31 protein-coding genes and 1 other annotated feature are annotated in these 26161 nt (G+C 32.2%); of the genes, 23 read left to right on the top strand and 8 right to left on the bottom strand.

Features of this window, described 5'->3' with window-relative positions; translation table 11 throughout:
- Positions 1 to 36: 36 nt before the first annotated feature.
- From BM319_RS11290 to BM319_RS11245, 10 genes are all read left to right on the top strand, one after another.
- Complete coding sequence (locus BM319_RS11290) at positions 37 to 1314, top strand: peptidase U32 family protein (protein WP_069035129.1); 1278 nt, start codon at positions 37 to 39, stop codon at positions 1312 to 1314.
- A gap of 20 nt (positions 1315 to 1334) precedes the next feature.
- Complete coding sequence (gene udk / locus BM319_RS11285; protein WP_056472723.1) at positions 1335 to 1970, top strand: uridine kinase; 636 nt, start codon at positions 1335 to 1337, stop codon at positions 1968 to 1970.
- Between the two features lie 211 nt (positions 1971 to 2181).
- Positions 2182 to 2658 carry a transcription elongation factor GreA gene (gene greA / locus BM319_RS11280; protein ID WP_056472726.1) on the top strand — a complete coding sequence of 159 codons (477 nt, stop codon included), beginning with the start codon at positions 2182 to 2184 and terminating at the stop codon, positions 2656 to 2658.
- Positions 2659 to 2731: 73 nt separating this feature from the next.
- The gene (locus BM319_RS11275; protein WP_069035128.1) at positions 2732 to 4492 is read left to right on the top strand and encodes a peptidoglycan D,D-transpeptidase FtsI family protein; all 1761 of its coding nucleotides are present in this window, start codon (positions 2732 to 2734) and stop codon (positions 4490 to 4492) included.
- A gap of 66 nt (positions 4493 to 4558) precedes the next feature.
- Complete coding sequence (locus tag BM319_RS11270; protein ID WP_069035127.1) at positions 4559 to 5155, top strand: YrrS family protein; 597 nt, start codon at positions 4559 to 4561, stop codon at positions 5153 to 5155.
- Positions 5156 to 5356: 201 nt separating this feature from the next.
- Positions 5357 to 6049, top strand: a complete 693-nt coding sequence (mtnN, locus tag BM319_RS11265; RefSeq protein ID WP_069035126.1) for a 5'-methylthioadenosine/S-adenosylhomocysteine nucleosidase — start codon at positions 5357 to 5359, stop codon at positions 6047 to 6049.
- A 175-nt stretch (positions 6050 to 6224) separates the two neighbouring features.
- Complete coding sequence (locus BM319_RS11260) at positions 6225 to 6944, top strand: ABC transporter ATP-binding protein (protein WP_069035125.1); 720 nt, start codon at positions 6225 to 6227, stop codon at positions 6942 to 6944.
- Positions 6941 to 7957 (top strand): ABC transporter permease, encoded by a 1017-nt coding sequence (locus BM319_RS11255; protein WP_069035124.1) that lies wholly within the window; start codon positions 6941 to 6943, stop codon positions 7955 to 7957. Before BM319_RS11260 ends, BM319_RS11255 begins: the two co-directional genes overlap by 4 nt.
- A gap of 3 nt (positions 7958 to 7960) precedes the next feature.
- A complete protein-coding gene (locus BM319_RS11250; protein WP_084007012.1) occupies positions 7961 to 8605 on the top strand; it encodes a TetR/AcrR family transcriptional regulator in 645 nt (214 codons plus the stop codon).
- Between the two features lie 268 nt (positions 8606 to 8873).
- A complete protein-coding gene (locus BM319_RS11245; RefSeq protein WP_069035123.1) occupies positions 8874 to 9107 on the top strand; it encodes a YrhC family protein in 234 nt (77 codons plus the stop codon).
- A gap of 73 nt (positions 9108 to 9180) precedes the next feature.
- Here the strand turns inward: BM319_RS11245 and sigK are convergent, their stop codons facing one another.
- A complete protein-coding gene (gene sigK, locus BM319_RS11240) occupies positions 9181 to 9900 on the bottom strand; it encodes an RNA polymerase sporulation sigma factor SigK (protein WP_069035122.1) in 720 nt (239 codons plus the stop codon).
- 259 nt (positions 9901 to 10159) lie between these two features.
- Positions 10160 to 10386, top strand: a binding site (T-box leader).
- A 103-nt stretch (positions 10387 to 10489) separates the two neighbouring features.
- Here sigK and BM319_RS11235 point away from each other — a divergent pair.
- The 3 genes from BM319_RS11235 (at position 10490) to BM319_RS11225 (ending at position 14163) form a co-directional block, all read left to right on the top strand.
- Positions 10490 to 11575 carry a bifunctional 3-deoxy-7-phosphoheptulonate synthase/chorismate mutase gene (locus BM319_RS11235; protein WP_069035121.1) on the top strand — a complete coding sequence of 362 codons (1086 nt, stop codon included), beginning with the start codon at positions 10490 to 10492 and terminating at the stop codon, positions 11573 to 11575.
- A 36-nt stretch (positions 11576 to 11611) separates the two neighbouring features.
- Entirely contained in the window at positions 11612 to 12712 is a 1101-nt protein-coding gene (locus tag BM319_RS11230; RefSeq protein WP_069035120.1) for a prephenate dehydrogenase, read from the top strand.
- Positions 12713 to 12930: 218 nt separating this feature from the next.
- Positions 12931 to 14163 (top strand): aminopeptidase, encoded by a 1233-nt coding sequence (locus BM319_RS11225; protein ID WP_069035119.1) that lies wholly within the window; start codon positions 12931 to 12933, stop codon positions 14161 to 14163.
- A 66-nt stretch (positions 14164 to 14229) separates the two neighbouring features.
- Here the strand turns inward: BM319_RS11225 and BM319_RS11220 are convergent, their stop codons facing one another.
- The gene (locus BM319_RS11220; protein ID WP_069035118.1) at positions 14230 to 14775 is read right to left on the bottom strand and encodes a GNAT family N-acetyltransferase; all 546 of its coding nucleotides are present in this window, start codon (positions 14773 to 14775) and stop codon (positions 14230 to 14232) included.
- A gap of 181 nt (positions 14776 to 14956) precedes the next feature.
- Here BM319_RS11220 and BM319_RS11215 point away from each other — a divergent pair, with 181 nt between their 5' ends.
- Positions 14957 to 15406 (top strand): SRPBCC family protein, encoded by a 450-nt coding sequence (locus BM319_RS11215; protein WP_091022692.1) that lies wholly within the window; start codon positions 14957 to 14959, stop codon positions 15404 to 15406.
- Positions 15407 to 15468: 62 nt separating this feature from the next.
- Here BM319_RS11215 and crcB (BM319_RS11210) read toward each other — a convergent pair whose 3' ends face one another.
- From crcB (BM319_RS11210) to BM319_RS11195, 4 genes are all read right to left on the bottom strand, one after another.
- Positions 15469 to 15828 carry a fluoride efflux transporter CrcB gene (crcB, locus tag BM319_RS11210; protein WP_069035116.1) on the bottom strand — a complete coding sequence of 120 codons (360 nt, stop codon included), beginning with the start codon at positions 15826 to 15828 and terminating at the stop codon, positions 15469 to 15471.
- Positions 15825 to 16214 carry a fluoride efflux transporter CrcB gene (gene crcB, locus BM319_RS11205; RefSeq protein WP_069035115.1) on the bottom strand — a complete coding sequence of 130 codons (390 nt, stop codon included), beginning with the start codon at positions 16212 to 16214 and terminating at the stop codon, positions 15825 to 15827. The genes crcB (BM319_RS11210) and crcB (BM319_RS11205) overlap by 4 nt, the downstream gene beginning before the upstream one ends.
- A gap of 51 nt (positions 16215 to 16265) precedes the next feature.
- Positions 16266 to 17027, bottom strand: coding sequence for a CPBP family intramembrane glutamic endopeptidase (locus BM319_RS11200; protein WP_069035114.1), 762 nt, complete (start codon positions 17025 to 17027; stop codon positions 16266 to 16268).
- A 782-nt stretch (positions 17028 to 17809) separates the two neighbouring features.
- Complete coding sequence (locus BM319_RS11195) at positions 17810 to 18427, bottom strand: GTP pyrophosphokinase (RefSeq protein ID WP_069035113.1); 618 nt, start codon at positions 18425 to 18427, stop codon at positions 17810 to 17812.
- Between the two features lie 289 nt (positions 18428 to 18716).
- Between BM319_RS11195 and BM319_RS11190 the strand changes: the two genes are divergently transcribed.
- Positions 18717 to 19496, top strand: a complete 780-nt coding sequence (locus tag BM319_RS11190; protein WP_069035112.1) for a phosphatidylserine decarboxylase — start codon at positions 18717 to 18719, stop codon at positions 19494 to 19496.
- Between the two features lie 128 nt (positions 19497 to 19624).
- Here BM319_RS11190 and BM319_RS11185 read toward each other — a convergent pair whose 3' ends face one another.
- Positions 19625 to 19765, bottom strand: coding sequence for a sporulation histidine kinase inhibitor Sda (locus tag BM319_RS11185; RefSeq protein ID WP_069035227.1), 141 nt, complete (start codon positions 19763 to 19765; stop codon positions 19625 to 19627).
- Positions 19766 to 20025: 260 nt separating this feature from the next.
- Here BM319_RS11185 and BM319_RS11180 point away from each other — a divergent pair, with 260 nt between their 5' ends.
- From BM319_RS11180 to BM319_RS11150, 7 genes are read left to right on the top strand one after another with little or no spacing between them, the layout of a single operon-like run.
- Positions 20026 to 20547 (top strand): YqeG family HAD IIIA-type phosphatase, encoded by a 522-nt coding sequence (locus BM319_RS11180; protein ID WP_069035111.1) that lies wholly within the window; start codon positions 20026 to 20028, stop codon positions 20545 to 20547.
- Positions 20544 to 21653: a ribosome biogenesis GTPase YqeH gene (gene yqeH, locus BM319_RS11175; protein WP_091022689.1), complete on the top strand. Its 1110-nt coding sequence runs from the start codon at positions 20544 to 20546 to the stop codon at positions 21651 to 21653. The genes BM319_RS11180 and yqeH overlap by 4 nt, the downstream gene beginning before the upstream one ends.
- A 24-nt stretch (positions 21654 to 21677) precedes the next feature.
- Complete coding sequence (gene aroE / locus BM319_RS11170) at positions 21678 to 22514, top strand: shikimate dehydrogenase (RefSeq protein ID WP_069035109.1); 837 nt, start codon at positions 21678 to 21680, stop codon at positions 22512 to 22514.
- Positions 22508 to 22798 carry a ribosome assembly RNA-binding protein YhbY gene (yhbY, locus tag BM319_RS11165; RefSeq protein WP_069035108.1) on the top strand — a complete coding sequence of 97 codons (291 nt, stop codon included), beginning with the start codon at positions 22508 to 22510 and terminating at the stop codon, positions 22796 to 22798. Before aroE ends, yhbY begins: the two co-directional genes overlap by 7 nt.
- Positions 22799 to 22835: 37 nt before the next feature.
- Positions 22836 to 23411: a bis(5'-nucleosyl)-tetraphosphatase (symmetrical) YqeK gene (gene yqeK, locus BM319_RS11160; protein ID WP_069035107.1), complete on the top strand. Its 576-nt coding sequence runs from the start codon at positions 22836 to 22838 to the stop codon at positions 23409 to 23411.
- A 4-nt stretch (positions 23412 to 23415) separates the two neighbouring features.
- Positions 23416 to 23772 (top strand): ribosome silencing factor, encoded by a 357-nt coding sequence (rsfS, locus tag BM319_RS11155; protein ID WP_069035106.1) that lies wholly within the window; start codon positions 23416 to 23418, stop codon positions 23770 to 23772.
- Entirely contained in the window at positions 23769 to 24512 is a 744-nt protein-coding gene (locus BM319_RS11150) for a class I SAM-dependent DNA methyltransferase (RefSeq protein WP_069035105.1), read from the top strand. Before rsfS ends, BM319_RS11150 begins: the two co-directional genes overlap by 4 nt.
- 120 nt (positions 24513 to 24632) lie before the next feature.
- Here the strand turns inward: BM319_RS11150 and comER are convergent, their stop codons facing one another.
- Positions 24633 to 25448: a late competence protein ComER gene (gene comER / locus BM319_RS11145; RefSeq protein ID WP_069035104.1), complete on the bottom strand. Its 816-nt coding sequence runs from the start codon at positions 25446 to 25448 to the stop codon at positions 24633 to 24635.
- A gap of 90 nt (positions 25449 to 25538) precedes the next feature.
- Between comER and BM319_RS11140 the strand changes: the two genes are divergently transcribed.
- Positions 25539 to 26156, top strand: a complete 618-nt coding sequence (locus BM319_RS11140) for a helix-hairpin-helix domain-containing protein (protein WP_091022687.1) — start codon at positions 25539 to 25541, stop codon at positions 26154 to 26156.
- Positions 26157 to 26161: the final 5 nt, after the last annotated feature.

Raw genomic sequence — 26161 nt, 5'->3', positions numbered from 1 at the left:
CTTGTACCTTCCCTGTATTAAAGAGGAGGACTAATAATGGCAATTGGACAATTAGATAAAATAGTTGATGGCAAACGTGTAATCGTGAAGAAACCTGAGCTATTAGCACCGGCTGGTAATTTAGAAAAATTAAAAATTGCAGTAAGATATGGCGCAGATGCTGTATTTATTGGTGGTAGAGAGTTCGGTTTACGTTCGAATGCAGATAACTTCTCTATTGAAGAAATGGCTGAAGGAGTAGAATTTGCAAACAAATTTAATGCGAAAATTTATGTAACAACAAATATATTTGCTCATAACGAAAACATGGACGGATTAGTTGAGTATTTACAAGGAATTGAAGCTGCTGGAGTTACGGGTATTATTGTAGCTGACCCATATATTATTGAAACATGTAAAGAAGCTGCACCTAAATTAGAAGTACATTTAAGTACACAACAATCTTTATCAAATTATCGTGCTGCTCAGTACTGGAAAGAAGAAGGATTACATCGATTAGTATTAGCACGTGAGACGAGCTATGAAGAAATAAAAGAAATTAAAGAAAAAGTAGACGTTGAAATTGAAACATTTATTCATGGAGCAATGTGTATTGCTTATTCTGGCCGTTGTACTTTGAGTAATCATATGACTGCACGTGATTCGAATCGTGGTGGATGCTGTCAATCATGTCGTTGGGATTATGATTTAGTCCAAACTGAGTCACAAAATCCGGATGCATCAGAAAATGCTTTATTTGCTGAAGAAGATGCACCATTTGCAATGAGCCCGAAAGATTTAAATTTATTACGTTCAATTCCTAAATTTATTGAAATGGGTGTAGATAGTTTAAAAATTGAAGGCCGTATGAAATCAATTCATTACGTAGCAACAGTTGTATCCGTTTATCGTAAAATAATTGATGCATATTGTGCTGACCCAGAAAACTTTGAATTTAAAGAAGAATGGGTTGAAGAACTAGATAAATGTGCTAATCGTGACACTGCTTCTTCATTCTTTGAAGGATTCCCAGGAATGAAAGAGCAAATGTATGGAAATCATAGCAAAAAAACTACGTATGATTTTGCAGGTCTTGTATTAGACTATGATGATGAAACTGGTATCGCAACAATCCAACAACGTAACTACTTCAAGCCAGGTGATCAAATTGAATTCTTTGGACCTGAAATTGAAAACTTCAAACAAACAGTTGGTGTAATTGTCAATGAAGATGAAACAGAAGTAGACGCTGCAAGACATCCATTAGAAATTGTAAAAATTAAAGTGGATCAAAAAGTTTATCCTTACAACATGATGAGAAAAAAGTTAGTTTGATAAGAAAGAGGGATTGAAGTATGGGGAATAAGCCCATTGTAATTGGAATTGCTGGAGGGACTGGCTCTGGTAAAACTTCTGTAACAAAAGCAATTTATGATCAATTTAAAGGTCATTCAATTTTAATGATTCAGCAAGATTCTTATTATAGAGATCAAACGCATTTACCAATGGAAGAAAGATTGAAAACAAATTATGACCATCCATTAGCATTTGATAATGATTTGTTTATTGAGCATATAAAAGATTTATTGCAATACAAAGCAATTGAAAAACCTGTATATGACTATACAATTCATACAAGATCTTCAGAAACAATCCCTGTAGAACCAAAAGAAGTTATAATTTTAGAAGGTATTCTAGTACTAGAAGACGAGCGTTTACGTGACTTAATGGATATAAAGATATTTGTAGATACGGATGCTGACTTACGAATACTTCGTCGAATACAACGAGATATAAAAGAACGTGGAAGAACAGTTGATTCTGTGGTAGATCAATATGTAAATGTTGTACGCCCTATGCATAATCAATTCTGTGAACCATCTAAGAAATTCGCAGATATTATCATACCAGAAGGCGGTCAGAACTTTGTGGCTATTGATTTAATGGCTACAAAAATTCAGACTATACTTGAAAGAGTAAGTGTATTATAATACGTTCATATGAGAGAATAATTCCTAAATATAATTTTGGAAAGATGGAGAAGCACTAACTTCTTCATCTTTCTATATAAAAGAATGCGTTTTCATAAGTTGAATGTTTCATAAATTATTCTCATACACTGTTTGTACAACTACATTGTATAAACATATATTTAGAAGTTCTACATAAAAGAAACGGTGGATACTAAAAGGAGTGTACAAAATGGCTAACGAAAAAAAATTCCCTATGACTTTAGCTGGGAAACAAAAATTAGAACAAGAATTAGAAAACTTAAAAACAGTAAAGCGTGCTGAAGTAGTAGAGCGTATTAAAATTGCTCGTAGCTTTGGTGACCTTTCAGAGAACTCTGAATACGATGCTGCAAAAGATGAACAAGCATTTGTTGAAGGTCGTATTACAACTTTAGAAAATATGATCCGTAATGCTGAAATTATTACTGAAAATAATGATGCATCAGATACAGTAACTTTAGGTAAATCTGTAACTTTCTTAGAATTGCCAGCTGGTGACGAAGAAACTTACACAATTGTAGGTAGTGCTGAGGCTGATCCATTTGAAGGTAAAATTTCAAATGATTCTCCAATCGCAAAAAGCTTATTAGGCAAAACTGTTGGTGAAGAAGTGACAGTTAATACTCCAGGTGGAGATATGCAAGTAAGAATTCTTGCTGTTAAATAATTTGATTTGTTTAACAATTTAATTGTTTGAAAAAAGAACACCCCGTCTACACTGTAGATGAGGTGTTTTTTATATGCATAGACGGATAAAAGCCATATTAATTATAATTTCGTTACTTTTTTCTTTAATCGTATACAGATGTTTAGATATTAGTGTACTACATCAAAAGAATTTTGGCCCACAAAAGGTAAATCTAATCGAACGAAGTGTTGCTCAAAGAACATTTCAGTTTCGGATTGATAATGGACGTGGAAAAATACTTGACCGAAATGGAAAATTATTAAGTGCAGCTTACACTCCAAAAGTTATTTTATTTCCATTTTTAAAAACAATCGATTGGCCGATTGATAAATTATCGTCGATTACAGGAGTACCGGTTGCAGCTATTAAAAATCAGTTTAACGGTAAAAAAGAACCTTTTACATTAGAAGGAATGACAAAAACATTATCATCGGAACAAATTGATGAAATAAATAATTTACATGTTTCTGGACTTATTTCCATGTTGTCTCAAGACAAAGACGATAAACAATTGGCAGAACACCTAATTGGAATAGCTAGAGAAAATAAAGAACAATATGAAAAACAGTATGAAAGTGATCGAGATTATAAACCTAAAGAATTTGGGGTAATTGGCTTAGAGGCTCAGTTTGAAGATTTCTTAAAATCTGATGGCACATCTAATTTAATGCTTCACGTAGATAATTTAGGTAAACCGATGTTTGGAAATGAAGTAAAATATGCGAAACCTAGTAATCCATTTTATCCAGTTTCCCTTTCAACTACATTAGATAAAGATTTACAACAAATATTAGAACAGGCTGTTGATCAAGCTAAACTTCAAAAAGGTGCAGCAGTGTTAATTGACGTAAAGACTAACAATTTATTAGCAATGGTTAGCCGACCAAATATGAATTTCCAAAAACTATTTTCTTCGAATGATAATACGGCGACTAATTATGCACTATTAGCTAGTACACCAGGTTCTGTCTTTAAAACAGTTGTAGCGGCTGCCGCAATAGATCAAGGAATTGTGAAAGAAAATCAAGTGTATAATTGTAATAATAATCTAGTTGGTAAATACGAAGATGAAGAGAAAAAGCGTAAAGGAAATTTAACTTTTCAACAAAGTTTCTATGAAAGTTGTAATTACACATTTGGTCAATTAGGTAAACAATTAACTTTAAAAAATAAAGATATGTTTCAAACATATGCCAAAAAGCTAGGTTTAGATGGTCCAGTAGGATGGACAGGATCTGTCTATCATGAGTCTAGTTTTAGTCAATTTCAAAACGAAGGGAAACCAACTTATTTTGTAGGAAACTATTTAAGTGATAAGCTCTTAAATACTTCCATTGGGCAACAGGATGTAAAAGTATCCCCTTTAGCCGTAGCTAATATGATGGCTACAATTGCAAGAGGTGGTAGCCCAAAACAAGTAAAAGTAGTCGATTCTGTATTATATAAAAATGGTACAGAAATGTTTAAATTTCCAGAACAGACATTAGTAGATGATTATTTAGCTCCGGATTCAATGCAACAATTAAGAGAGTTACTTCGTGGTGTCGTTACGGATGCGAAAGGAACAGGAAATCGATATACTAGTTTACCTTACACTTTAGCAGGGAAAAGTGGTACAGCTGAAACAAAAGTAGTTGATGGTAAAATAGTCGAACAAAACAAATGGTTTGCAGGGTATTTTCCATATGATCAGCCAAGATATGCATTCGCTGTAGTTAGTTTAAATGTTTCAAACGAAGTTACATCTACTTCTGACACAGTTACAAGTTTAATAAAATCTATCTATAACTTTGATAAAAACCACACAAAATAGCTTTTTTAATTAATTAACTCTATGTTAAAATAGGGAAAAATTAGTTGTTTTTGGAGGATTTTGTCAATGTCTTCGATTGAACCAAACAAAAGGGTCCAAAAATTAAGACGAGTACGAAGTGGGAATTATTTTTACAGAATATTACTTATTCCACTTCTTTTTGGAATCATCTATTTAGGGATAAAAATAGCTTTACCGATTGTTAACCAACAAAAGATAGAGCCTAATACGGCAAAAGCTAAGATTACTACGATTGCTCAAGAACCAAAGCAAATGACTGATATACCGAATCCATATCAAGCGAAATATCGTGAAAAAGTAAATGAGATCATTAAAGATTCAATAAACGATGAAAATATTATAGAATCGACTGTAAAAGAATGGACACCTAACAAAACAAGACAAATTGAACCTCATACAGTTCACTATAGTCATAAGTCTCAGGATTTTTATGAAATGGAAGAAGCAGTATCAAATGCGATTTCTTTAACAAAAGAAGATTATTCAGTTTGGCATATTGAACAAGGATTCGATCAACAAAGTATAAAAGTATACGTTGCCACAAACGACTTAAGCTATAAATATGTCGTATACTTACACTGGGTTGTAAAAGAAGGCTGGCTACCTATTTTGGTACAAGAAGTAAATGAGTTAAAGTATTAAACGAGGGAATGAAGTTTTTAGGCCCTACAGGAGAAATGGTAAGCTTACGCCACATAGTAAGCTAGCTCCGGTAAAGTAAAAGAATGTCCTTCTTTTTAAGAATTAAAGTGTTTTTTGTTGTACGTATTCTTAAAGATGAATGATATGTCGCTATATGGTAAAATAATTAAAGTTTGAAAGAGAAAGTAGGTAATTAAAAGAATGAAAATAGCTATTATTGGAGCAATGGAAGAAGAAGTACATGTATTACGCGATAAATTAGACAATGTAAGAAAAGAAGAAGTTGCGGGTTCAGAATATAACATAGGTACATACGAAGGAAAAGAAGTAATTTTATTAAAGTCTGGCATTGGTAAAGTTAATGCAGCAATGGCAACAGCAATTCTTTTAGAAAAATACCAGCCAGATGTTGTTATTAACACAGGATCTGCAGGTGGACTCCATACGGATTTAAATGTTGGGGACGTTGTTATCTCAACTGAGGTGCGTCATCATGACGTAGACGTTACCGCATTCAATTATGAATATGGACAAGTTCCAGGTATGCCAGCTGCATTCCCTTCTGATGATAAATTAAAGTCTATCGCTAAAAAATGCGCTGAAAAAATTAATGGTATCCAAGTTGTTGAAGGATTAATCGTAACTGGTGATTCATTTATGAACGATCCAGTAAGAGTTGACTTTGTAAAAGAGAAATTTGGTGATCTGTATGCTGTAGAGATGGAAGCAGCTGCAATCGCACAAGTTTGTTATGCTTTTAAAGTACCATTTGTTGTAACAAGAGCATTGTCTGATATTGCAGGGAAAGAATCAAATATTTCATTTGATCAATTCATTCATACTGCTGCTGTTAATTCTACATTAATGGTTGAGGAAATGATTAAAGCGTTATAAATTGTTTAAAGAAAGATGTCTTATAGTCATCTTTCTTTTTTTATTAAAATACAATTGAGTGAGTACTCACTTTTTGTTGACTGGCAATAAAAAGTGGATTAAGATAAAGATATAAAGTGAGTACTCACTCATTATGGTGTACTTTAAAAGAAATAGACTTGAACGGAGGAATAAGATGAGCAATGTTGTTCAAATCCAAAATGTTGACCGTTTATTTGGAAAAAGAGCTGTGCTAAAAAATATTTCAATGAGCATTCAAGAAAGAGAGATATTTGGGATTTTAGGTCCATCAGGTTCTGGTAAAACAACTTTAATAAAATTAATTGCTGGGATCGATAAAAGTTCAAATGGCGAAGTATTAGTTTACAATAATGAAATGCCTAATTTCACAGTCCTTCCTTCAATAGGCTATATGGGACAATCTGACGCTTTATATAGCGATTTAACGGGTGCTGATAATTTAAGTTTCTTTGGTGCCCTATATAATCTAAAAGGTAAAGAACTTAAATCAAGAATTCAAGAAGTAGCCCAAATCGTTGGGTTAGAGGACTCATTAAACAAGCAAGTTAATCAATATTCTGGTGGAATGAAAAAACGACTTTCTCTTGCAATTTCAATCCTTCATAAACCTACATTATTAATCCTTGATGAACCGACAGTTGGAATTGATCCAGTTCTAAGAAAGCAAATTTGGAATCAATTTTTTGAGATGAAAAAACAAGGTACTACAATAATTATTACAACTCATATCATGGAAGAAGCTGAAAAATGTGAACGAATCGGATTAATTAGAGAAGGTGAATTAATCGCTTTAGATACTACTGAAAATTTAATCTCGCAATCAAAAACAGGCAAAATCGAAGACCTATATTTTAATACTGAGGTGAGCTCATGAGAGTCTTTGCTATTTCTAAACGTATAATAAAACAATTTTTAAAAGATAGAAGATCCCTTGCAATGATTTTTGTTGCTCCTATCGTATTATTGTTTTTATTTTCTTATATCTTAAAACAAGATGACACAAAACCAACTTTAGCACTAGTAGATGCGCCTCCAGCATTTGAGCAAATTGTAAAAGATTATGCGAAAGTAAAAAATGTAAATCCTTCAGACATTGAAGATAAATTGAAAAATATGGATCTTGACGGAGCTGTTTTGTTCAAATCAGGAGAAATAGTTGTACAGTTTGAAGGGACAGATAAAGCAAGATCAACTGCAGTAATGGATGCAATTCAATCGGCAGTTAAGGAAAATACCCCTTCTAATCTTAAAATAGTAATGGACCCAATTTATGGTAGCAAAAATATGGAATCATTTGATTCAATTGGACCAATTTTTATTGGATTTTTCTCGTTCTTATTTGTTTTTATCTTATCAGGTATTTCATTTGTAAGGGAAAGATTAACAACAACACTTGAAAGATTACTCGTTACACCAGTCAAAAGATGGGAAATTGTTGTTGGTTATATTTTAGGCTTTGGATTTTTTGCTTTAATCCAATCAATCATCATAACAGTCTTTTCAATCAGTGTATTAGATATGTATAATGTAGGAAGTGCATGGGAAGTCTGTGTAGTTAATATTCTATTATCTTTAACTGCTCTTACACTTGGTATGCTGTTATCGGCATATGCAAATAATGAATTTCAGGTTGTACAATTTATTCCAGTTATTGCTGTTCCGCAAATACTTTTTTCAGGTATTTTCTCAACGGCATTTTTACCCAATTGGTTCAAATTTATCGGGGGTATTTTACCACTGACATATGGAGCAGAAGCTCTTAGAGGAATTATGATAAAAGGGCAGTCACTTTCTGATGTTGTATATCAATTATTAATCCTACTTGGATTTTCAATATTATTTATTTCTTTAAATATAGTTGCATTAAAGAAACAGCGTTCAATTTAAGGAGTGTTACCAATTAAATTAGAAGAGTTTTTTCCAGAAGAAAAATTACAAGAAATGAATGAAAAAGAAATAAAAATCCTTGAAGCTGCTATTGAAATTTTTGCAGAAAAAGGATTCGTTAGTACATCTACCAATGAAATTGCCAAAAAAGCAAATGTTGCTGAAGGTACTATTTTTCGTTACTTTAAAACAAAAAAGGATTTATTAAAAAGTATTATTAAACCGACATTAGTAAAAACAATTGCTCCTTTTGAAATGGATCGTTTTTCTAAAGCAGTATTTCATTTAGAGTACGAAACATTTGAAGATTTTCTTAATGCGCTTATTAAAAATCGTATGGAATTTGCAAAGAAAAATAAGGCAGTTGTAAAAATAATCATACAAGAAATGCCATTCCAAGACGATATGCAAGAAGAGCTAAAAAGACTCTTTAAAGATAAAATGTACCCTAAAGTAGCCACTGTATTACAATCGTTTATCGATAAAGGGCAAATAAAAGAACTACCGATACCGACAGTACTAAGACTAATTATCTCAACAGTAGTTGGTCTAGTTATCTCTTCAATTGTCCTAGAAAATACACCTTTTTGGAACGAAGAACAGGAAACTGAACGTACGATTGAGTTTATTAAGAATGGTCTAAAATAACTTAAGAATATGTGATAGTATACGCATTTGAAAGAGAAAGGGATTTAAAATAATTCCTTTCTTCTTTGTGTTGAAATAGATACTGGTAATATTTTAGCAATATAGTTTTAGTGATAAAGCATAACGCAAAAATCAACAAGACAATAATTAACTCCTTGACAAATTGTACTTACTAATCTCTACATATACTGCCTTTAATTACCTTCACTTTTTTTGTATAAAGTATGTTAAAGTTATTAAGTCAACAAGAAGGGAAGGTGTAGTATTCGTGAATTTAAAAAAGCTACAGGCGAAAATTAACGATTTTAAAACATTTGGAGCAATAACAACAGCATTGGCTACTTTTTTCTATATCGGGACTCTCCTTCCAAAGGACGGATTAACCCAACATAAAATATTAATAGTCGAAAGTATCGTTTTTACAATGCTGATTTTTGCATTAGGTTTCTTTCTGACATCCAATTATTTTAAACGCAAAATGCAAAAAGAAGAGCAAGCATAAAACCACTAAAAATGAATTCACTCCAATTGTTAGATCTGACTAACAATTGGAGGTCATATTCATCTTTAGTGGTTTATTTTTTATCTTTTTTCTTTTCTTTTTCAGCTCTTAAAAACTCGTGGTACATTTTCATTAATGCACGTTTTTCAATTCTCGAAACATAACTTCTTGAGATACCTAATTTCTTTGCGATTTCACGTTGAGTTAGTTCCTTATCCATATCAATACCAAAGCGCTGAATAATTACATCTTTTTCACGGTCGTCTAGAATCTTAATATATTGCTTGATTTTTTCTAATTCCATATTAAGTTGAATTTGATCAACTACATCTTCTGTCTCAGTTTTTAATATGTCTAAAAGTGAAATTTCATTGCCTTCTTTATCCTGACCTATTGGATCATGAAGGGAGACATCTTTTTTTGTTTTCTTTAAAGCACGTAAATGCATAAGTATTTCGTTTTCAATACATCTAGCAGCATATGTGGCTAATTTAGTTCCTTTACCTTGAACAAAGCTCTCAATTGCCTTTATTAAACCTATTGTGCCAATCGAAATTAAATCTTCCGCATCTTCTCCGGTATTTTCAAATTTTTTGACGATGTGAGCAACGAGCCTTAAATTATGTTCAATTAATAAATTCCGTGCTTCTCCATCTCCATTTGCCATACGATTTAAATAGAGCGTTTCTTCAGCTTGTGAAAGAGGTTGAGGGAAGGCATTATTTTTAACATAGGAAACAAACACAAACACTTCTTTTAAGAAAAGACTTAAGGCGGTAAATAGACCAGGCATATAATCACTCCTAAGGAAGGTAAGGTTAGTTGTTATTTATATATTTATGTAATGTACAAATTCTGTGTGTCTGTACCATAAAAAAAATGTAAGCAGTATAAAAAAAATGTTGAAAATAGTAAGCGCTACCATTCCAATAACGATGTATCTTTTTTAAAATCGTTACATATTCTAGAAAAAAAATGCATTGACAGTCTATTTAAAAGTGCTTTATAATCCTCATTAATAACTTTTTTAATGAATCTTTTGACAATTAAATATATTTGCGTTGATAAGGGCACAGTAGGCATAACTTCCCTGTTTAAGAGAGCTGACGGAAGCTGCGAGTCAGTACATAAGGTATGCTGAATTACATTCTTGGAGCAATTTCTATTTCATTTAATGAAAATAGAAACGGTCATTTTGATCGTTAACAAAATGAAGGTGGTGAACAGAGTTTTTGTTCACAACTAGGGTGGTACCGCGATTAAATAATTCGTCCCTACTGTTTATTCAGTAGGGACTTTTTGTTTTCATTTTTTACATACTTACTTCTTGATAAAAGAAGTGGTATTGGAATAGACATTTAAAATTTGAGGAGGAAAAAGAAATGAGTACAAATAATGAGTTAGTGCAATTACGTGATAAGGTTGATGAGATTAATTTAAAAATCGTTGAATTATTAAACGAGCGTGGAAAAGTTGTTCAAGAAATTGGTCAGCAAAAGATTAAACATGGTATTAAGCGTTTCGATCCAGTTCGTGAGCGTGAAGTATTAGATATGATTGCAAATGTAAATGAAGGTCCATTTGAAACTTCTACTTTACAACATATTTTCAAGACGATCTTCCAGGCAAGCTTAGAGTTACAAGAGGATGATCACAGAAAAGCTCTTTTAGTTTCAAGAAAGAAAAAGCCTGACAATACAATTGTAAAAGTGAAAAATGATATTGTCCTTGGTGATGGTTCTCAATCATTTATTATGGGTCCATGTGCAGTTGAAAGCTATGAACAAGTACGTGCAGTGGCACAAGCTATGAAACAACAAGGTTTAACAATGATGCGAGGCGGTGCATTTAAACCTAGAACTTCTCCATACGATTTCCAAGGACTTGGATACGAAGGGCTACAAATTTTAAGAGAAGTAGCAAATGAATTTGATTTAGCAGTAATAAGTGAAATTCTAAATCCAAATGATGTTGAAAGATCTTTAGAATACGTTGATGTAATTCAAATTGGTGCACGTAATATGCAAAACTTTGATTTACTGAGAACAGTTGGTCAAGTAAATAAACCAGTATTATTAAAACGTGGACTGTCAGCAACAATTGAAGAATTTATTAATGCAGCAGAATACATTATTTCACAAGGAAATGACCAAATTATTCTTTGTGAAAGAGGAATTCGTACTTACGAGAAAGCTACAAGAAATACATTAGATATCTCAGCAGTACCTATTCTAAAGAAAGAAACACATTTACCTGTTGTAGTAGATGTTACACATTCTACAGGTCGTAAAGACTTACTATTACCGACAGCAAAAGCAGCATTAGCAATTGGAGCAGATGCAATAATGGCTGAAGTACATCCAGATCCAGCAGTTGCGTTATCAGATTCAGCTCAACAAATGAATATCCCACAATTTGAAGAATTTATGTTTGAGTTAAAAGACTTCCGTGCAAAACTACAATCATAAATAATATTACTTAATGAAGGATAGGCGGTGAATGCCTTGAAAAAGAACGTCCTTTTAATTGGCACAGGATTAATCGGAGGCTCAATTGCCTTGGCAATAAAAAAAGTTCATGATGTAAATATAATTGGATATGATATAAACGAAAAACAACTTGAAATTGGTAAGAGAATTCAAGTTTTAGATGAAATCTCGGTACAGCTTAAAGACTGTGCCGAGAAGGCTCATCTAATCATTTTTTCTTGTCCTGTAGAGGAGTCAATAAAATATATACATATGTTAAGTGAATATGAACTCAAAGATGATGTCATATTAACTGATGTAGGTAGTACGAAAAGTGAAATTATGAGGCATTCAAAGACTCTTACAGATAAAGGTTATTGCTTTATTGGAGGTCATCCAATGGCAGGCTCCCATAAAACTGGCATCGAGAGTGCAAAAGTTCATTTATTTGAAAATGCATATTTTACTTTGACACCAAGTGAAAATACTAAAAATGATCAAATTGATGAATTAAAAGAATGGCTTAAAGGAACAGGTTCACATTTTGTTGTAATTGATGAAGAAACACATGATCAAATCACCGGAGTGGTAAGCCATTTTCCACACCTCATTGCATCTAATCTTGTAAAGCAAGTTAAAACTTACTCGAAGGACGAGCCTTTAGTAACAGCTTTAGCTGCCGGAGGGTTTAGGGATATTACTAGGATTGCATCAAGCAGCCCAAAAATGTGGACAGATATTGTGATTCAAAATAAGGATACATTGCTTTCATTAATTTCGAATTGGATTGATGATATGAAACAAATGTATCAGCTTGTTGAAAGCCAGGATAAAGAAGATATCTTTCATTATTTCAAGGAATCAAAAGATTTTAGAGACAACATGCCAGCAAAAGCAAATGGCGCCATCCCAAGTTATTTTGATTTGTATGTAGACGTTTTAGATCGAGTCGGTGAGCTTGCTAACATCACGACCATCTTATCGATTCATCAAGTAAGCATTACGAATCTAAGGATCATAGAATCACGTGAAGGGTTACCAGGTGTACTAAGAATAAGTCTTCAAACAGAAAATGACAGAGAGAAAGCTGAAAAATTCCTAAATGTTAATGGTTATGAAACGTACATTGTTTCATAAAAAATTTTAGACTTATTTAAACAAAAAAGCACTTTTTGAGGGTGCTTTTTTTGTTTAAAGAGCGACAACGAGATCAAGTAATTAACTAGTCTGCCAAAGTCTCTCTGACATTTCAAATAAAAATGAATAGTCAGTCTCTTTTATGTACCAATTTTCTGAACTTTATATTATAATTTAGTAGGTTAGGTTTTTAAATCGTTAAACATGGAGGGATATCAATGTCTCAGTTTGAAAAATCATTAGAAAAATATGCTGAACTTGCGGTAAAAAGTGGTGTTAATATCGTATCAGGACAAACATTACAAATAAATGCGCCAATCGGAGCTGCAGAATTCGTTCGTAAAGTTGTAAGATTCGCTTATGAAGCTGGAGCAAAAAATGTAAACATTGATTGGAATGATGATGTAATTACTCGTACTAAATATGAACTAGCTCCTGAAGAAGTTTTTGGAGAATTCCCAGGCTGGAAAGTAACAGCTATGGAAGAATTAGCTGAAAATGGTGGTGCTGTTTTATCAGTAATTTCACCAAATCCAGAATTATTAAAAGGGATCGATCCAAAACGTATTGCAACTTTTAATAAAACAGCTAGCAAAGCACTACATAATTATCGTGAATACATGATGGCTGATAGAATTCGATGGTCAATCGTAGCTATTCCATGTGTTGAATGGGCTGAAAAAGTTTATCCAAATGAACCAATTGATAAAGCGATGGAATTACTTTGGGACTCAGTATTCAAAATTTGCCGAGTAGACAATGAAAATCCAGTTGAAGCTTGGGTTAAACACAACGATTTCTTACAAGAAAAAGTTGTTCAATTAAATGACAAACGTTACAAAACATTACATTACACAGCACCTGGTACTGATTTAAAACTTGATTTAGTAGATAATCATGTATGGAAAGGTGGCGGAGCGAACAGTGAAGATGGAAAATGGTTTAATCCTAATATTCCAACTGAAGAAGTATTCTCTATGCCACATAGCCATGGCGTAAATGGTACTGTTAAAGCAACTTTACCATTAAATTACGGTGGAAATCTAATTGAGAACTTCTCTTTAACATTTAAAGATGGTAAAGTTGTCGATTTTACAGCTGAAAAAGGCTATGATACTTTACAACACTTATTAGATACTGATGAAGGTGCTCGCCGTCTAGGTGAAGTAGCATTAGTACCACATGATTCACCAATTTCAAATACAGGTTTAATTTTCTTCAACACATTATATGATGAAAATGCTTCTTGCCACTTAGCTTTAGGTAAAGCATATCCAAACAATATGAAGGATGGAGAAAAATTACCTTCAGAAGAGCAAGAAAAATTAGGAATCAACCAAAGTTTAACTCACGTTGATTTCATGATCGGATCAGCGGAATTAAATATCGATGGTATTAAAGAAGATGGTACAGTTGAACCAATCATGAGAAATGGTAACTGGGCATTTTAATAGTAAATAAATTAGAAGGGGTGTCTCGAAAGATCTTTTGAGACACCCCTTTATTTTATACTTTTCTTATATTGTTTGAAATTGATCGTTACTTCTTAAAACTGTTATAAAACCATCTAATATGGTATGGCTAACAGAGAATCCCTTACGTTTATAGAAATCTAGAGCGTCTTCATTACCATTTGAAACATAGATAAAATAATCCTCTACATCTTCAAATTGTTTTAGCCAGTTCATTGACATTTTGAATAGTACAGAGCCTACTCCATATTTTCTATATTCTTCTTTAATGTAAAATTGAGATAAACATCCTACATTCTTTTTATGGACTGAAGAAAGGTCAAAAAAAGTTGCAAATTCGCTTACATATACTTCTTTTGGAGAAATATTTGAATAAACATAACCAACGATTTGATCTCCATCTTTCACGATAACAATATAATTATGTATAGCTTTTTTTACTGAAGGAACCATACGTGTATCAAAATTCATACTATCAAATAACTCTGGTTTGATCTTCGCTTTTGACTTCTGAAATGTCATTAATTCATTACATAAATCTCTACATAATCCAATTTGATCCTCGTCAATTACTTCATAAGTTAAATTCATCTTGTCACCCCGCATTAAAAATTGTTTTTAGCTATAAATAAATTTCGTATGATTTAATTTTAATATAAAAATTCATGAAAACAAATGAAATCAGTAGTTGATCTACTTTTGGTATATAATGGAAGTATCATCTAGAATCAATTTCATCATTCTACACATAAAACAAATGGAGGATGAGAAAATGGAAGATCTTAAGTATGAGTTTTATATTGGGGCTAAACCTGAAGAGGTGTGGAACATATTTGTTTCGCCAGAAGGAACTAAAGCTATCTTTTTTGGTTGTATTTTAAAATCAACATTTGAAGTCGGAGCACAGTATGAATATATTGGACCAGGAGAAGCGGGAGAACATACAGTGCATGTTTATGGGGAAATTCTAGCATTTGAACCTCATAAAATGATGAGTTATACAGAACATGCAGGTCCAGTTTACCGTGAAAATCATGCTGAATTAGAAACTAAAATTACACTTACACTTGAAGAGATGGGTGAATGTACAAAATTAACACTAGTTAACGACCAATGGCCAGAAAATCACCCTTCATATGAAAATACAAAATCAACCTGGCCAATGATTTTAAGTAATGTAAAAACATATGCAGAGACCGGTAAAACATTAGATTTTGGTTGATAAAATTGAAAAAATAAAAAACCTCTGGGAACAGAGGTTTTTTTTAGATCTAATTTCTCGGTTCATCTAAAAATATGAAAACCGATATATGCACTACAAATACTAATAATAGTAGATAAAATGATATAAGATAATGCAGTTTTATACTTTTTTGCAACCAGTAATTGAATTGATTCGTATCCAAAAGTAGAAAAGGTTGTAAACCCACCTAATATTCCTACACCAATAAACAGCCACATTGTAGTAGAAAGCGATTTATCGAGGTATAAATGGTTGATAAAACCTAAAATAAACGATCCAAGTATGTTTATAACGAAAGTTCCAAAAGGAAAATTTGTTTTAACTTTTTTATTAACAAAGTTTCCAAGGGCATAGCGAAAAATTGCTCCGATTCCCCCACCTATTCCAACAATAACAATCATGATGAGGTTTCTCCTTTTACTTTATTGAATTTCTCAGCCGCTTTAAAACCAAGATACGCCAAACTTATTCCGATCACTAAACTTGAGATGATATAGACTAGACTTACTAGCAATTTTTTTGCATCCATCAGAGCTACATTTTCAAGTGAAAAAGTAGAGAATGTAGTAAATGCTCCAGTAAATCCAGTTCCGATTAGTAATGTATATTCAGGTTTTAATTTAACTTTAGCCATCGGCAAAAAGAAACCTAAAAAGAAGCATCCAATTATGTTAATTAAAAATGTTTGAATTGGAAATCCATTTGAAAGTGGATGGATTGATAGACCTATTAGGTAACGAAGAATTGCTCCAAAAAATCCTCCAATTAGTATCAATAAATAACTCATTATACACCTCATAAATACATTATAAAAACGCCCCTAGGAGCGTTTTTTTTGTTAGTTTACAATAAAAAAAGCAATAATTGAAACTAAGTTATTTAAAAAATGGGCAAAAATTGTAACTTCGATTTTTTTTGTTTTGATATAGATAATACCAAAAATTAAACCAGCTAAAGAATAAGATAGTAATGCATAGATTGAAAAACCAGCAAGCATATGCAATAAACCAAACCCAAATGAACTTACAATTAAACCAATAATCGGCGAGTTTTTAAAAATTGATCCAATAATTAACTTACGTGTAATCCATTCTTCTTTAATTGGTGCAAGAATAACCGCAGATATAATCATAAGGATTGGATTAGTTCGCAATAAGCCTTCCACTGCTTTTTGGTTATCAGGCGTAGCAATTGAATAATTGAAATGTTGAAAAATAACATCAAGAAGCTGTGAGGAAGCCATAAGAACCACATATGCTCCTAAAACGATAACAACGTCAATTACAGTTATATTTATTCGTCTTAAAGTTAGAAGTCCTTTTTTCTTCGTATAATAATAGAGCCATAATAAGCTGAGGACACCAAAAATGGAATCCGAATAAATTGAAACGGTATTTATAAGATTATCAAATTGTTTTTCAGTAAGGTTTATATCCGCAACACTAACAAAAATCATACCCCATATTGAAGCAATCAGGATTAGTAAGTTCAAACCTACAATAAATATTAAAAAATAGTAGGCAAGTGTTTTTAAGGCGGACTTACGTTCATTCGGAATATTTTCTGGAATGATTGTTTTATAGTTTAATTCATTATCCAAATCGGCTCCTCCAATTTTTTGATCTATGTTCATAAACTTTCTTATTTACATTTATATTAACATATCCTATTTTATCTTAAATTTAAAGCTGAAAGAACTAGAAATAGAATAGATGAGTCTAATTCTTTTAAAATCTTTGTTATTTAATATATGAAAGATTGCGTGCATTATATGATAGTTGAAAATGTACTTAGATATAATTAAATTAAAAACAAGGTATGTTAATATACCTTGTTTCATGTTGTTGAAATACAACCTTGTCAATTAAATTACCAAATTTTCGTAAAGGGGTTTAGTGAGATTGATTTCCACTACAGGATGCTCGCTTTCCATGGGGCGAGATTCTTTAGCCTCCTCGGCAAGCCTGCGGGGTCTCAGCCTTCCCGCATATCCCATAGGAGTCGAGCATCCTTCCGTTCCAATCAATTTATTCATCAAAAAAAGATACACTAAAAACCTAATTTAATATCCTTTACTTAGAGTAGCATAACAGCTTGTTAATCAGTTTGTAATTTCTTTAACTTCTCAAGAATAAACAATTACTAGAGTTTGTTGATGTTATAGAACAACTCAAACATATTAACATTTAAAATCATAAATAAATCATCAAAGAATGAATTGATTTATCAAATCAAATAAGGTTCACTTAATATATGTTTGACCATTTAATATTTCAACACTCTAAAAAACAAGGTATGTCAATATACCTTGTTTTTTTAAACTAAATTTGATTTTAGGAATACTAGGAAAGAAAAGAGAGCCTAACCTTTGTTCTGCTATATTCAATTAAGCTGTTCAACCTGGTCTCTAATCATTTCCATTTTATAGTCTAATGAATTTACAGTTGCGGAAGCTTCATTCAAGCTTTCTATAATTGCTTTTGGGACCTTTTTATTGTATTTATAAAAAATCTTGTGTTCGAGGCTTGCCCAGAAATCCATGGCAACTGTTCTAATTTGGATTTCTACTTTTACTCTCTTCGTTTCAGAAGCAAGGAAAATTGGAATTTCAATAATCATATGAAAGCTTTTATAGCCATTTGGTTTTGGGTTTTTTATATAATCTTTTATTTCTATTATATGAATATCGTCTTGTTGTTTTAATAGTTCATAGATCATATAAATATCACTAATAAATGAACAACTAATACGCACTCCAGCTATATCACTCATATAATTTTCCAAATTATATTGAGTTAGTTCTAAACCTTTTCGCTCAAGTTTTTCTATTATACTGTCAGGTTTTTTCAATCGTGATTTTACGTGTTCGATTGGATTATGATTATGAGTTAAAGTAAATTCTTCATTTAAAATTCTAATTTTAGTATTGATTTCATCTAACGCAAATTTATATATTAAAAGTGTGTTAGTCCATTCACCTAAGCTTTGATCTTTCAACATAGGCAACCTCCTAATGTATATTACATCAGTAATTGTATCAGCTTAATGTGAACTCAGTGTGAAATCTTGGTGAACAGTTAGTGACAAGTAGATTAAGGGATTCTAAGTGTTTTAGGTAAAGGGTAGCAATGGTAGGATCATTAGATAAGGATTAAAGAAGTAGAGAGTACAAGTTATATTAGAAGAATAAACAATTTATAGCAACGACAGAAAGATCATTTAGTGTTTTGTTAGTTTTGGAATAATATGTTATAAATTTATATATATAATTTTAGTTAGGAGTACATTGATGAAACAGAGTTTTTATCGTTTGTTTATAGAGTTAACGAATAATCGTTTTACTTCGGGTCTTTTACGTAGGCTTGCTACTTCTAGATTTAGTAGGGTTTTTATTAATCCTTATATTAAAGCGTTTAATTTAAATATGGATGAAAGTAAAGAGACTGTTTTTCCTACTTTACATGCCTTGTTTACTAGAGAATTAAAGCAAAATGCGAGACCGATTCATGCTGGTGAAAGTGAATTAGCTTGTCCGGTAGATGGTGTGTTAGAGTCTAGTGGGAAAATTGAAATGGATATTAAATTTGTCGTTAAGGGAAAGACATATAGCATTATTGAGATGTTAGGTTCAAAGGAAATGGCAGATAAATATGATGAGGGTTATTATATGGTATTGTATTTAAGTCCTAGCCATTATCATCGTATACATAGCCCGATCGAAGGCGAAATTGTATCACAATTCGAATTAGGTGCTAAATCTTATCCCGTGAATAAAGCAGGATTAACGTATGGTAAAGATCCACTTTCAAAAAATTATCGAGTTATTTCAGAAGTATTATGCTCTGAAAACAATAAACATGTTGCGATGATTAAAGTTGGTGCTATGTTTGTTAACACAATCGTAGTAACCAAAAAAGAAAAGCGTTTGAAAAAAGGTGAAGAAGTAGGGTATTTTTCTTTCGGTTCTACCGTTGTTTTACTTTTTGAAGCTAATAGTTTTTCACCAAATTTGCAACTTCAATCTGGCCAAGCAATCAGAGTTGGTCAAAATCTTGGTAAATTACACTAAGTATGCACTTTTTTTCACGAAATGGGAGCCATCGTATAGAAAGATGGTTCTTTTTCTGTTATTGTAAAGAGTGCTTGTATTTTTATTTCACTTGTATTATTTGCATATATTGAAAATAATAAAAATGTTTAAGATGTTTTTTTTATATAGTAATCTAGACCTCTTCGTTTAATTTCTTTTTCAATTAAATAAATGAAGGCAGGATCAAGCTGTAAACCTAGAGCTTTTTTGTAGGACTCAAGTAACAACTCATCATTTAATTTGTACATATTTTTTGCCCGGTTGGGCATTCACCTCCGAGTGAGAAAAGTTTTTTGAATTTCTTCTTAAACTTAATGTATCAAATTTTTAAAAATAGAACAATCGTTCGTTTATCCACAGAAATAAGTGGATAAGTTGTGGGTAATTTGTTTATATATTCTGAAAAGGTAGGTTCTTGGACTAAGGATAATGTGTATAAGATTTATCCACAGTTAGAATGATTGTAGTTATTTGTCGAACGATTTTAAGAATATATTGAGGTGTAATTATGTTTAATAAATTTTTACCGAGTGAAACTGTTAATAATGTTTATGCAATTACGCCTGAGCATTTAAAAGGCTTAGGAATAAAAGGGATTATTACTGATTTAGATAATACGTTAGTAGAGTGGGACCGACCATTAGCTACTCCAGAGCTAACGAAATGGTTCAAAAGCATGGATGATGCAGGTATTAAAATTACAGTTGTATCGAATAACAATGCGGAGCGTGTTGGAAAGTTTTGTGATCCTTTAGGAATTCCTTTCATTCATCGTGCACGTAAGCCACTCGCTACATCATATAAAAAAGCATATAAACAAATGAATTTAAAACCAAATGAAGTCGTGATGATTGGAGATCAATTGCTTACAGACGTATTTGGTGGTAATCGTCAAGGCATTCATACAATTTTAGTTGTTCCGGTTGCAAGTACAGATGGAATTTGGACAAGATTTAATCGAATGGTAGAACGTAGAATTCTTTCATCCTTAAGGAAGCAAGGATTGTTACAATGGGAGGATAAAAAGTGAGTAATACAGAAGTAAGATGTATTGGTTGTGGAGTTGAAATTCAAACAGAGGATAAGGACAAGCTTGGATATGCACCTCCATCTTCATTAGAAAAAGAAGAGACTATTTGCCAACGTTGTTTCCGTTTAAAAAACTATAATGAGATTCAAGATGTAGAGTTGACTGATTCGGACTTTATTCGTATCTTAAATGGGATAGGTTCTAAGGATTGTCTTGTTATTAAAGTAGTTGATGTTTTTGATTTTTCTGGCAGCTGGTTAAATGGAATTAATCGATTCGTTGGAAACAACAAAATATTATTAGTTGGTAATAAGGCAGATTTAATTCCGAAGTCAGTTAAGAAAAATAAGCTTACGCAATGGATGAGCGGAACGGCAAAACGTTGGGGACTTAAACCTGTAGGTGTTCATTTAATTAGTGCAGTAAAAGGCACTGGTATCGACGAATTAGCTGAAAGTATTGAGAAGTACCGTGAAGGTAAGGATGTATACGTAGTAGGTTGTACAAATGTTGGAAAATCAACATTTATCAATACGATGATTAAACGTTATAGTGAAGAAAATAGTAATATCATTACAACATCGCATTTTCCGGGTACAACGCTTGATATGATTCAAATACCACTTGATGATCAGAGTGATCTAATTGATACACCAGGTATAATTAATCACCATCAAATGGCTCATTTCGTTGATAAAAAAGGTTTAAAGATAATTACACCGAAAAAAGAAATTAAGCCTATGGTTTATCAATTAAATGAAGGACAAACATTATTCTTTGGTGGATTAGCTCGTTTTGATTATTTAGAAGGTGGAAGACGTTCTTTTACTTGTCACTTCTCTAACGAATTATCAATTCATCGTACTAAACAAGAAAATGCTGATGATTTATATGAAAGACAAGCTGGGGAATTATTAGTTCCACCATATGGTGAACAAATAGAGGAGCTTCCAAAATTAGTGAAGCATGAATTTATGATAAAGGATGCTAAAACTGATATAGTTTATTCAGGGTTAGGTTGGATTACAGTGAATGAACCAGGTGCTATAATTGTTGCTTATGTACCAAAAGGTGTAGCTGTTACTCTTCGTAATTCTATTATATAAGAATAAATTGGGGGCTAAAGAGAAATGAAAGACCAATATTATGTAATCGGTCAACCGATTGGTCATTCAATGTCACCAACTATGCATAATGAATGGTTTGGCTCTAATCATATTTCGGGTCAGTATTCTGCAAAAGAAGTTGGGATAACAGAATTAAAATCAGTTATGACAGAATTTCGTTCAACTGTTAAAGGATTTAATGTTACAGCACCACTAAAAGTAGAAATTATGCAGTACTTAGATGAAATTGATCCATTAGCAAAAGCAATTGGGGCAGTTAATACTGTCATCAATAAAAATGGAAAACTTTATGGTAAAAATACTGATGGAATCGGTTATTGTAGAGGCTTATCTTATGTTTTGAAAAATCCGATTGAAGATGAAAAGATTTTAATCATCGGTGCAGGCGGTGCTGCTAGAGCAATTCTTTATAGTTTACTGCACTTAGGTGTTAAGCATATTACAGTCACTAACCGTACGTTAGAAAAAGCAGAAGATCTACTAGATGGTAAGCTGATGAATGAAGTTAATATTATGTCTATTTCAGATGCTGAAGAACATTTAGGTCACTTTTCTCTTATCATTCAAACAACTTCTGTTGGAATGAAGCCAAATGAAAATAGTACGCCATTAGCACTAACGAATTTATCACCAGATGCAATTGTATCGGACCTAATTTATAGCCCATTTAAAACAGTATTCTTAAAAGAAGCTGAAGAAAGAAATGCGACTATACAAAACGGATTACCGATGTTTATTTATCAAGGAGCATTAGCATTTCAAGAGTGGACGGGAATTTTTCCAAATACGATTGATGCATACTCATTATTAGAAAGAAAACTTGGAGGAACAAAATGTTAACAGGTAAACAAAAAAGATTTTTACGTTCGAAAGCTCATCACTTAAACCCTATTTTTCAAGTAGGTAAAGGTGGAGTTAATGAAAATATGGTTAAGCAAATTTCAGAAGCGCTTGAAGTAAGAGAACTTTTAAAAGTAAGTATACTTCAAAATTGTGATGATGATCGTTATGATGTAGCAGATCAGCTAGCTGAAGGTGCAAACGCTGAACTAGTACAAGTAATTGGACATACAATTGTTTTATATAAAGAGTCTGAAGAAAATAAAACAATCGTACTACCTTAATATGGAAAATACCGTTAATTAGAGGAGAAGCGGATTAATGGATAAACAAAAAGCACTTTCACTTGTAAAAGAAAAACTAACGAACGGGCGTTTTACACATACTATTGGTGTGATGGAAACTGCAGTTAGACTAGCCGAAAAGTACGGTGCGGATGTAAAAAAAGCAGAACTAGCTGCAATTTTCCATGATGTCGCAAAGTGCATGCCGATTAAGGACTTAAAATCAATTATGGAAGAAAATAAACTTTCATTAAAGCTTTTAAAGTACAATAAAGAATTATGGCATGCTCCTGTTGGTGCATATCTTACTGAACATGAATATGGAATTGATGATCAAGAGATTTTACAAGCAATCACATATCATACAAGTGGTCATAAAGAGATGAATTTATTAGATAAAGTAATATATGTAGCAGATTATATTGAACCTAACCGTAGTTTTCCAGGTGTAGAGGAAGCTCGTGAATTAGCGGATCAAGATTTAGATCGAGCTTTATTATTTGCATTAAAAAATACAATTACATTTTTGATTGATAAAGAACAAACAGTCTACCCATTAACGGTTAAAACATATAACTCAATATTAAAGCAAGTTAAAAGCCAGGGGGAATAAAAGAATGAATGAAAAAGAATTAATGATGCTAGCTGTAAATGCTGCTGACGATAAAAAAGCCGAGGATTTAGTCGTATTAGATATGAAAGGGATCTCTGCGATTGCAGATTATTTCATTATTTGTCACGGTAATTCAGATAAGCAAGTTCAGGCTATTGCAAGAGAAGTGAAAGATCAAGCTCAACAAAATGGTCTAGATGTTAAACGCTTAGAAGGATTTGACGAAGCTCGTTGGGTTTTAGTAGACATCGGTGACGTTGTTGTTCATATTTTCCATCGTGACGAAAGAAATTATTACAACTTAGAAAAACTTTGGGGAGATGCACCTTCTCTTGATGTTTACGGAGAGCTTCTTTCATGACATACAATCGCTTCGCGTATTTGTATGATCAATTAATGAATGATGTCCCATATGAAAGATGGGTTCAATTTCTAGAAGATGTATTTCAAAAATATGAAATGCTTCAGCCTTCAATTTTAGATATTGGTTGTGGAACAGGTACATTACCCATCTCATTGGCAAAATTGAATTATTCAATTAGCGGGGTTGATTTATCTGAGGAAATGTTAAGTGTCGCAATGGCAAAAGCAGAGCTAGAAAAAGTTAATATCCCTTTTTTTCAACAAAATATGGTGGAATTAGAAGGGTTTAATCAATTAGATTGTGTAACGATTTTCTGTGATTCACTTAATTATTTAGAAACAGAAGATCAAGTAAAACAAACCTTTATTAGAGTAAATGAAAGCTTAAAAGATAATGGTTTATTTTTATTTGATGTCCATTCTCCTTATAAAATTGAAGAAATCTTTGGTGAAGAGACATTCTTTATTGATGATGCAGAGTTAAGCTTAGTCTGGTCTTGTACGCAAGGGGAACATCCATTAAGCGTTGAACATGATTTAGTTTTCTTTATGAAAGAAGAAAATCGTGATTTATATGAACGCTTCGAAGAGTATCACAATCAAAGAACATTTCCAATAAATACGTATACATCATTGTTAAATCAAACTGGATTTGAAGTGAAAGAAATCATAGCAGATTTCGATGAAGCTGTAGATGATACTTCTGAACGAATCTTTTTTATAGCAATGAAAAAATAAAAAACCCTTTTAAGAAAATTCCTTTTCTTAAAGGGTTTTTTTACTTTATTAGTCGTACAAAATTGTATTTTATATTTTTGTTACGAATGGAGTAAAGCGGTATAATCATTTTTAAGTTAATCAAAATTGTTCCTTTACTCGCTCAATTTCCTTATCAAACTTATCATGTGTTTTTTCAAAAATTTCTTCGAATAAATCTCCTACTCGTGCTTCTAATACTTTAATACCTTCACCAGTTATTCCACCTTTTACACATACCTTTTCTTGAAGTGTTTCAAGCGTAAAATGTTTTTGTTCAATTAGTTTTCCAAAACCAATAATCATTTCTTCTGCTAAAATCGTTGCCTGCTCTTTTGATATTGAGGTTTGACAAACAGCCGCATCGATAAATTTTTGCAGCAAGTAACTAAAAAATGCGGGTCCACAGCTTGCGATGTCTGATGAAACTCTTGTGATGTCTTCTGTAATCATGACTGGCTTAGATATGTTTGAAAAAAGTTCGATTATTTGTTCCTTACTTTTGGCCGTACACCTCTTCCCGAAATTGACTAAAGTTACACCACTCAAAGCTTGATTCGTAATACTTGGAATAACTCGTGCAACTTGACATGGTAATATCGCCTCTAATTGTTCAACATTAATCGGACTAGTGATCGAGATAACACAATGCTTTTTAGTGAAATGTTTTTGTAAAGATGATAATAGTGGTTGAATTTCTAAAGGTTTTACACACACTAATACAATTTCTGAAGCCGTAATTACTTCTTTGGCTGTCTCAACAACATTTAAATCAGGATATATATTTTTTAGCTCATAAGCTTTATACATTGAACGGTTTGTAACAGTTAATTCGGAGGGCTTCACGGCATTTGATTTTATAAATCCATTGAGCAAAATGGTGCCCATATTTCCTGTACCTATGATTCCTACGTTCATGAGTACATCCCTTCCTTTGCATACATTCTCTCCTACACTATATGAAGCAAGGTCGAAAATAATGATATAAGTTAAAATGGAGGACTAATAATGAAAAAGTTAATTCATAATAAATTAGTTTGGATTTGCCTCGTAATTGTCGGTATTTTAGTCGTGAATTTTTATCAAACTGAGCGTAAAAATGAAGTAGTTTTTGCAAAGCAATCACTTGAAGAAGAAATAGTAAAAAAGAACGATGAGCAGAAAAAAGAAGTTAGTAAGCCAGTGAATTCGAAAGTATTTATGGTTGATGTAAAAGGTGCAATACAAAAACCAGGTGTAATCCGATGTAACGAAGGAGAACGTGTTTTTGACGTGATTAGATTGGCGGGAGGATTTAAAGAAAAAGCTGATGTTAATAAAGTTAATTTAGCTGAAAAAATAATTGACGAGATGGTCATTTATGTACCGTTTGTTGGTGAAGAAACCGATCAAACTCTAATTACTAAAAAGGAAGAAGAAACTAAACAAAATGATACGATTGATATAAACCATGCATCACAGTCAGAATTGGAAAAAATTCCAGGTGTTGGTCCAGCAAAAGCTAAAAATATTTTAGATTATATTGATATAAACGGACCATTTACTTCAGTAGAACAATTAGAATCTGTAAATGGAATCGGAAAAAAATCCCTTGAAAAAATGACTCAGTATATTGTCATTCGCTAAATTAA

Origin of the sequence: Bacillus sp. UNCCL81, from assembly GCF_900112535.1 — a bacterium.
GTDB classification, from domain to species: domain Bacteria; phylum Bacillota; class Bacilli; order Bacillales; family Bacillaceae_G; genus Gottfriedia; species Gottfriedia luciferensis_B.
This window is presented reverse-complemented; position numbering and strand designations above follow the sequence as displayed.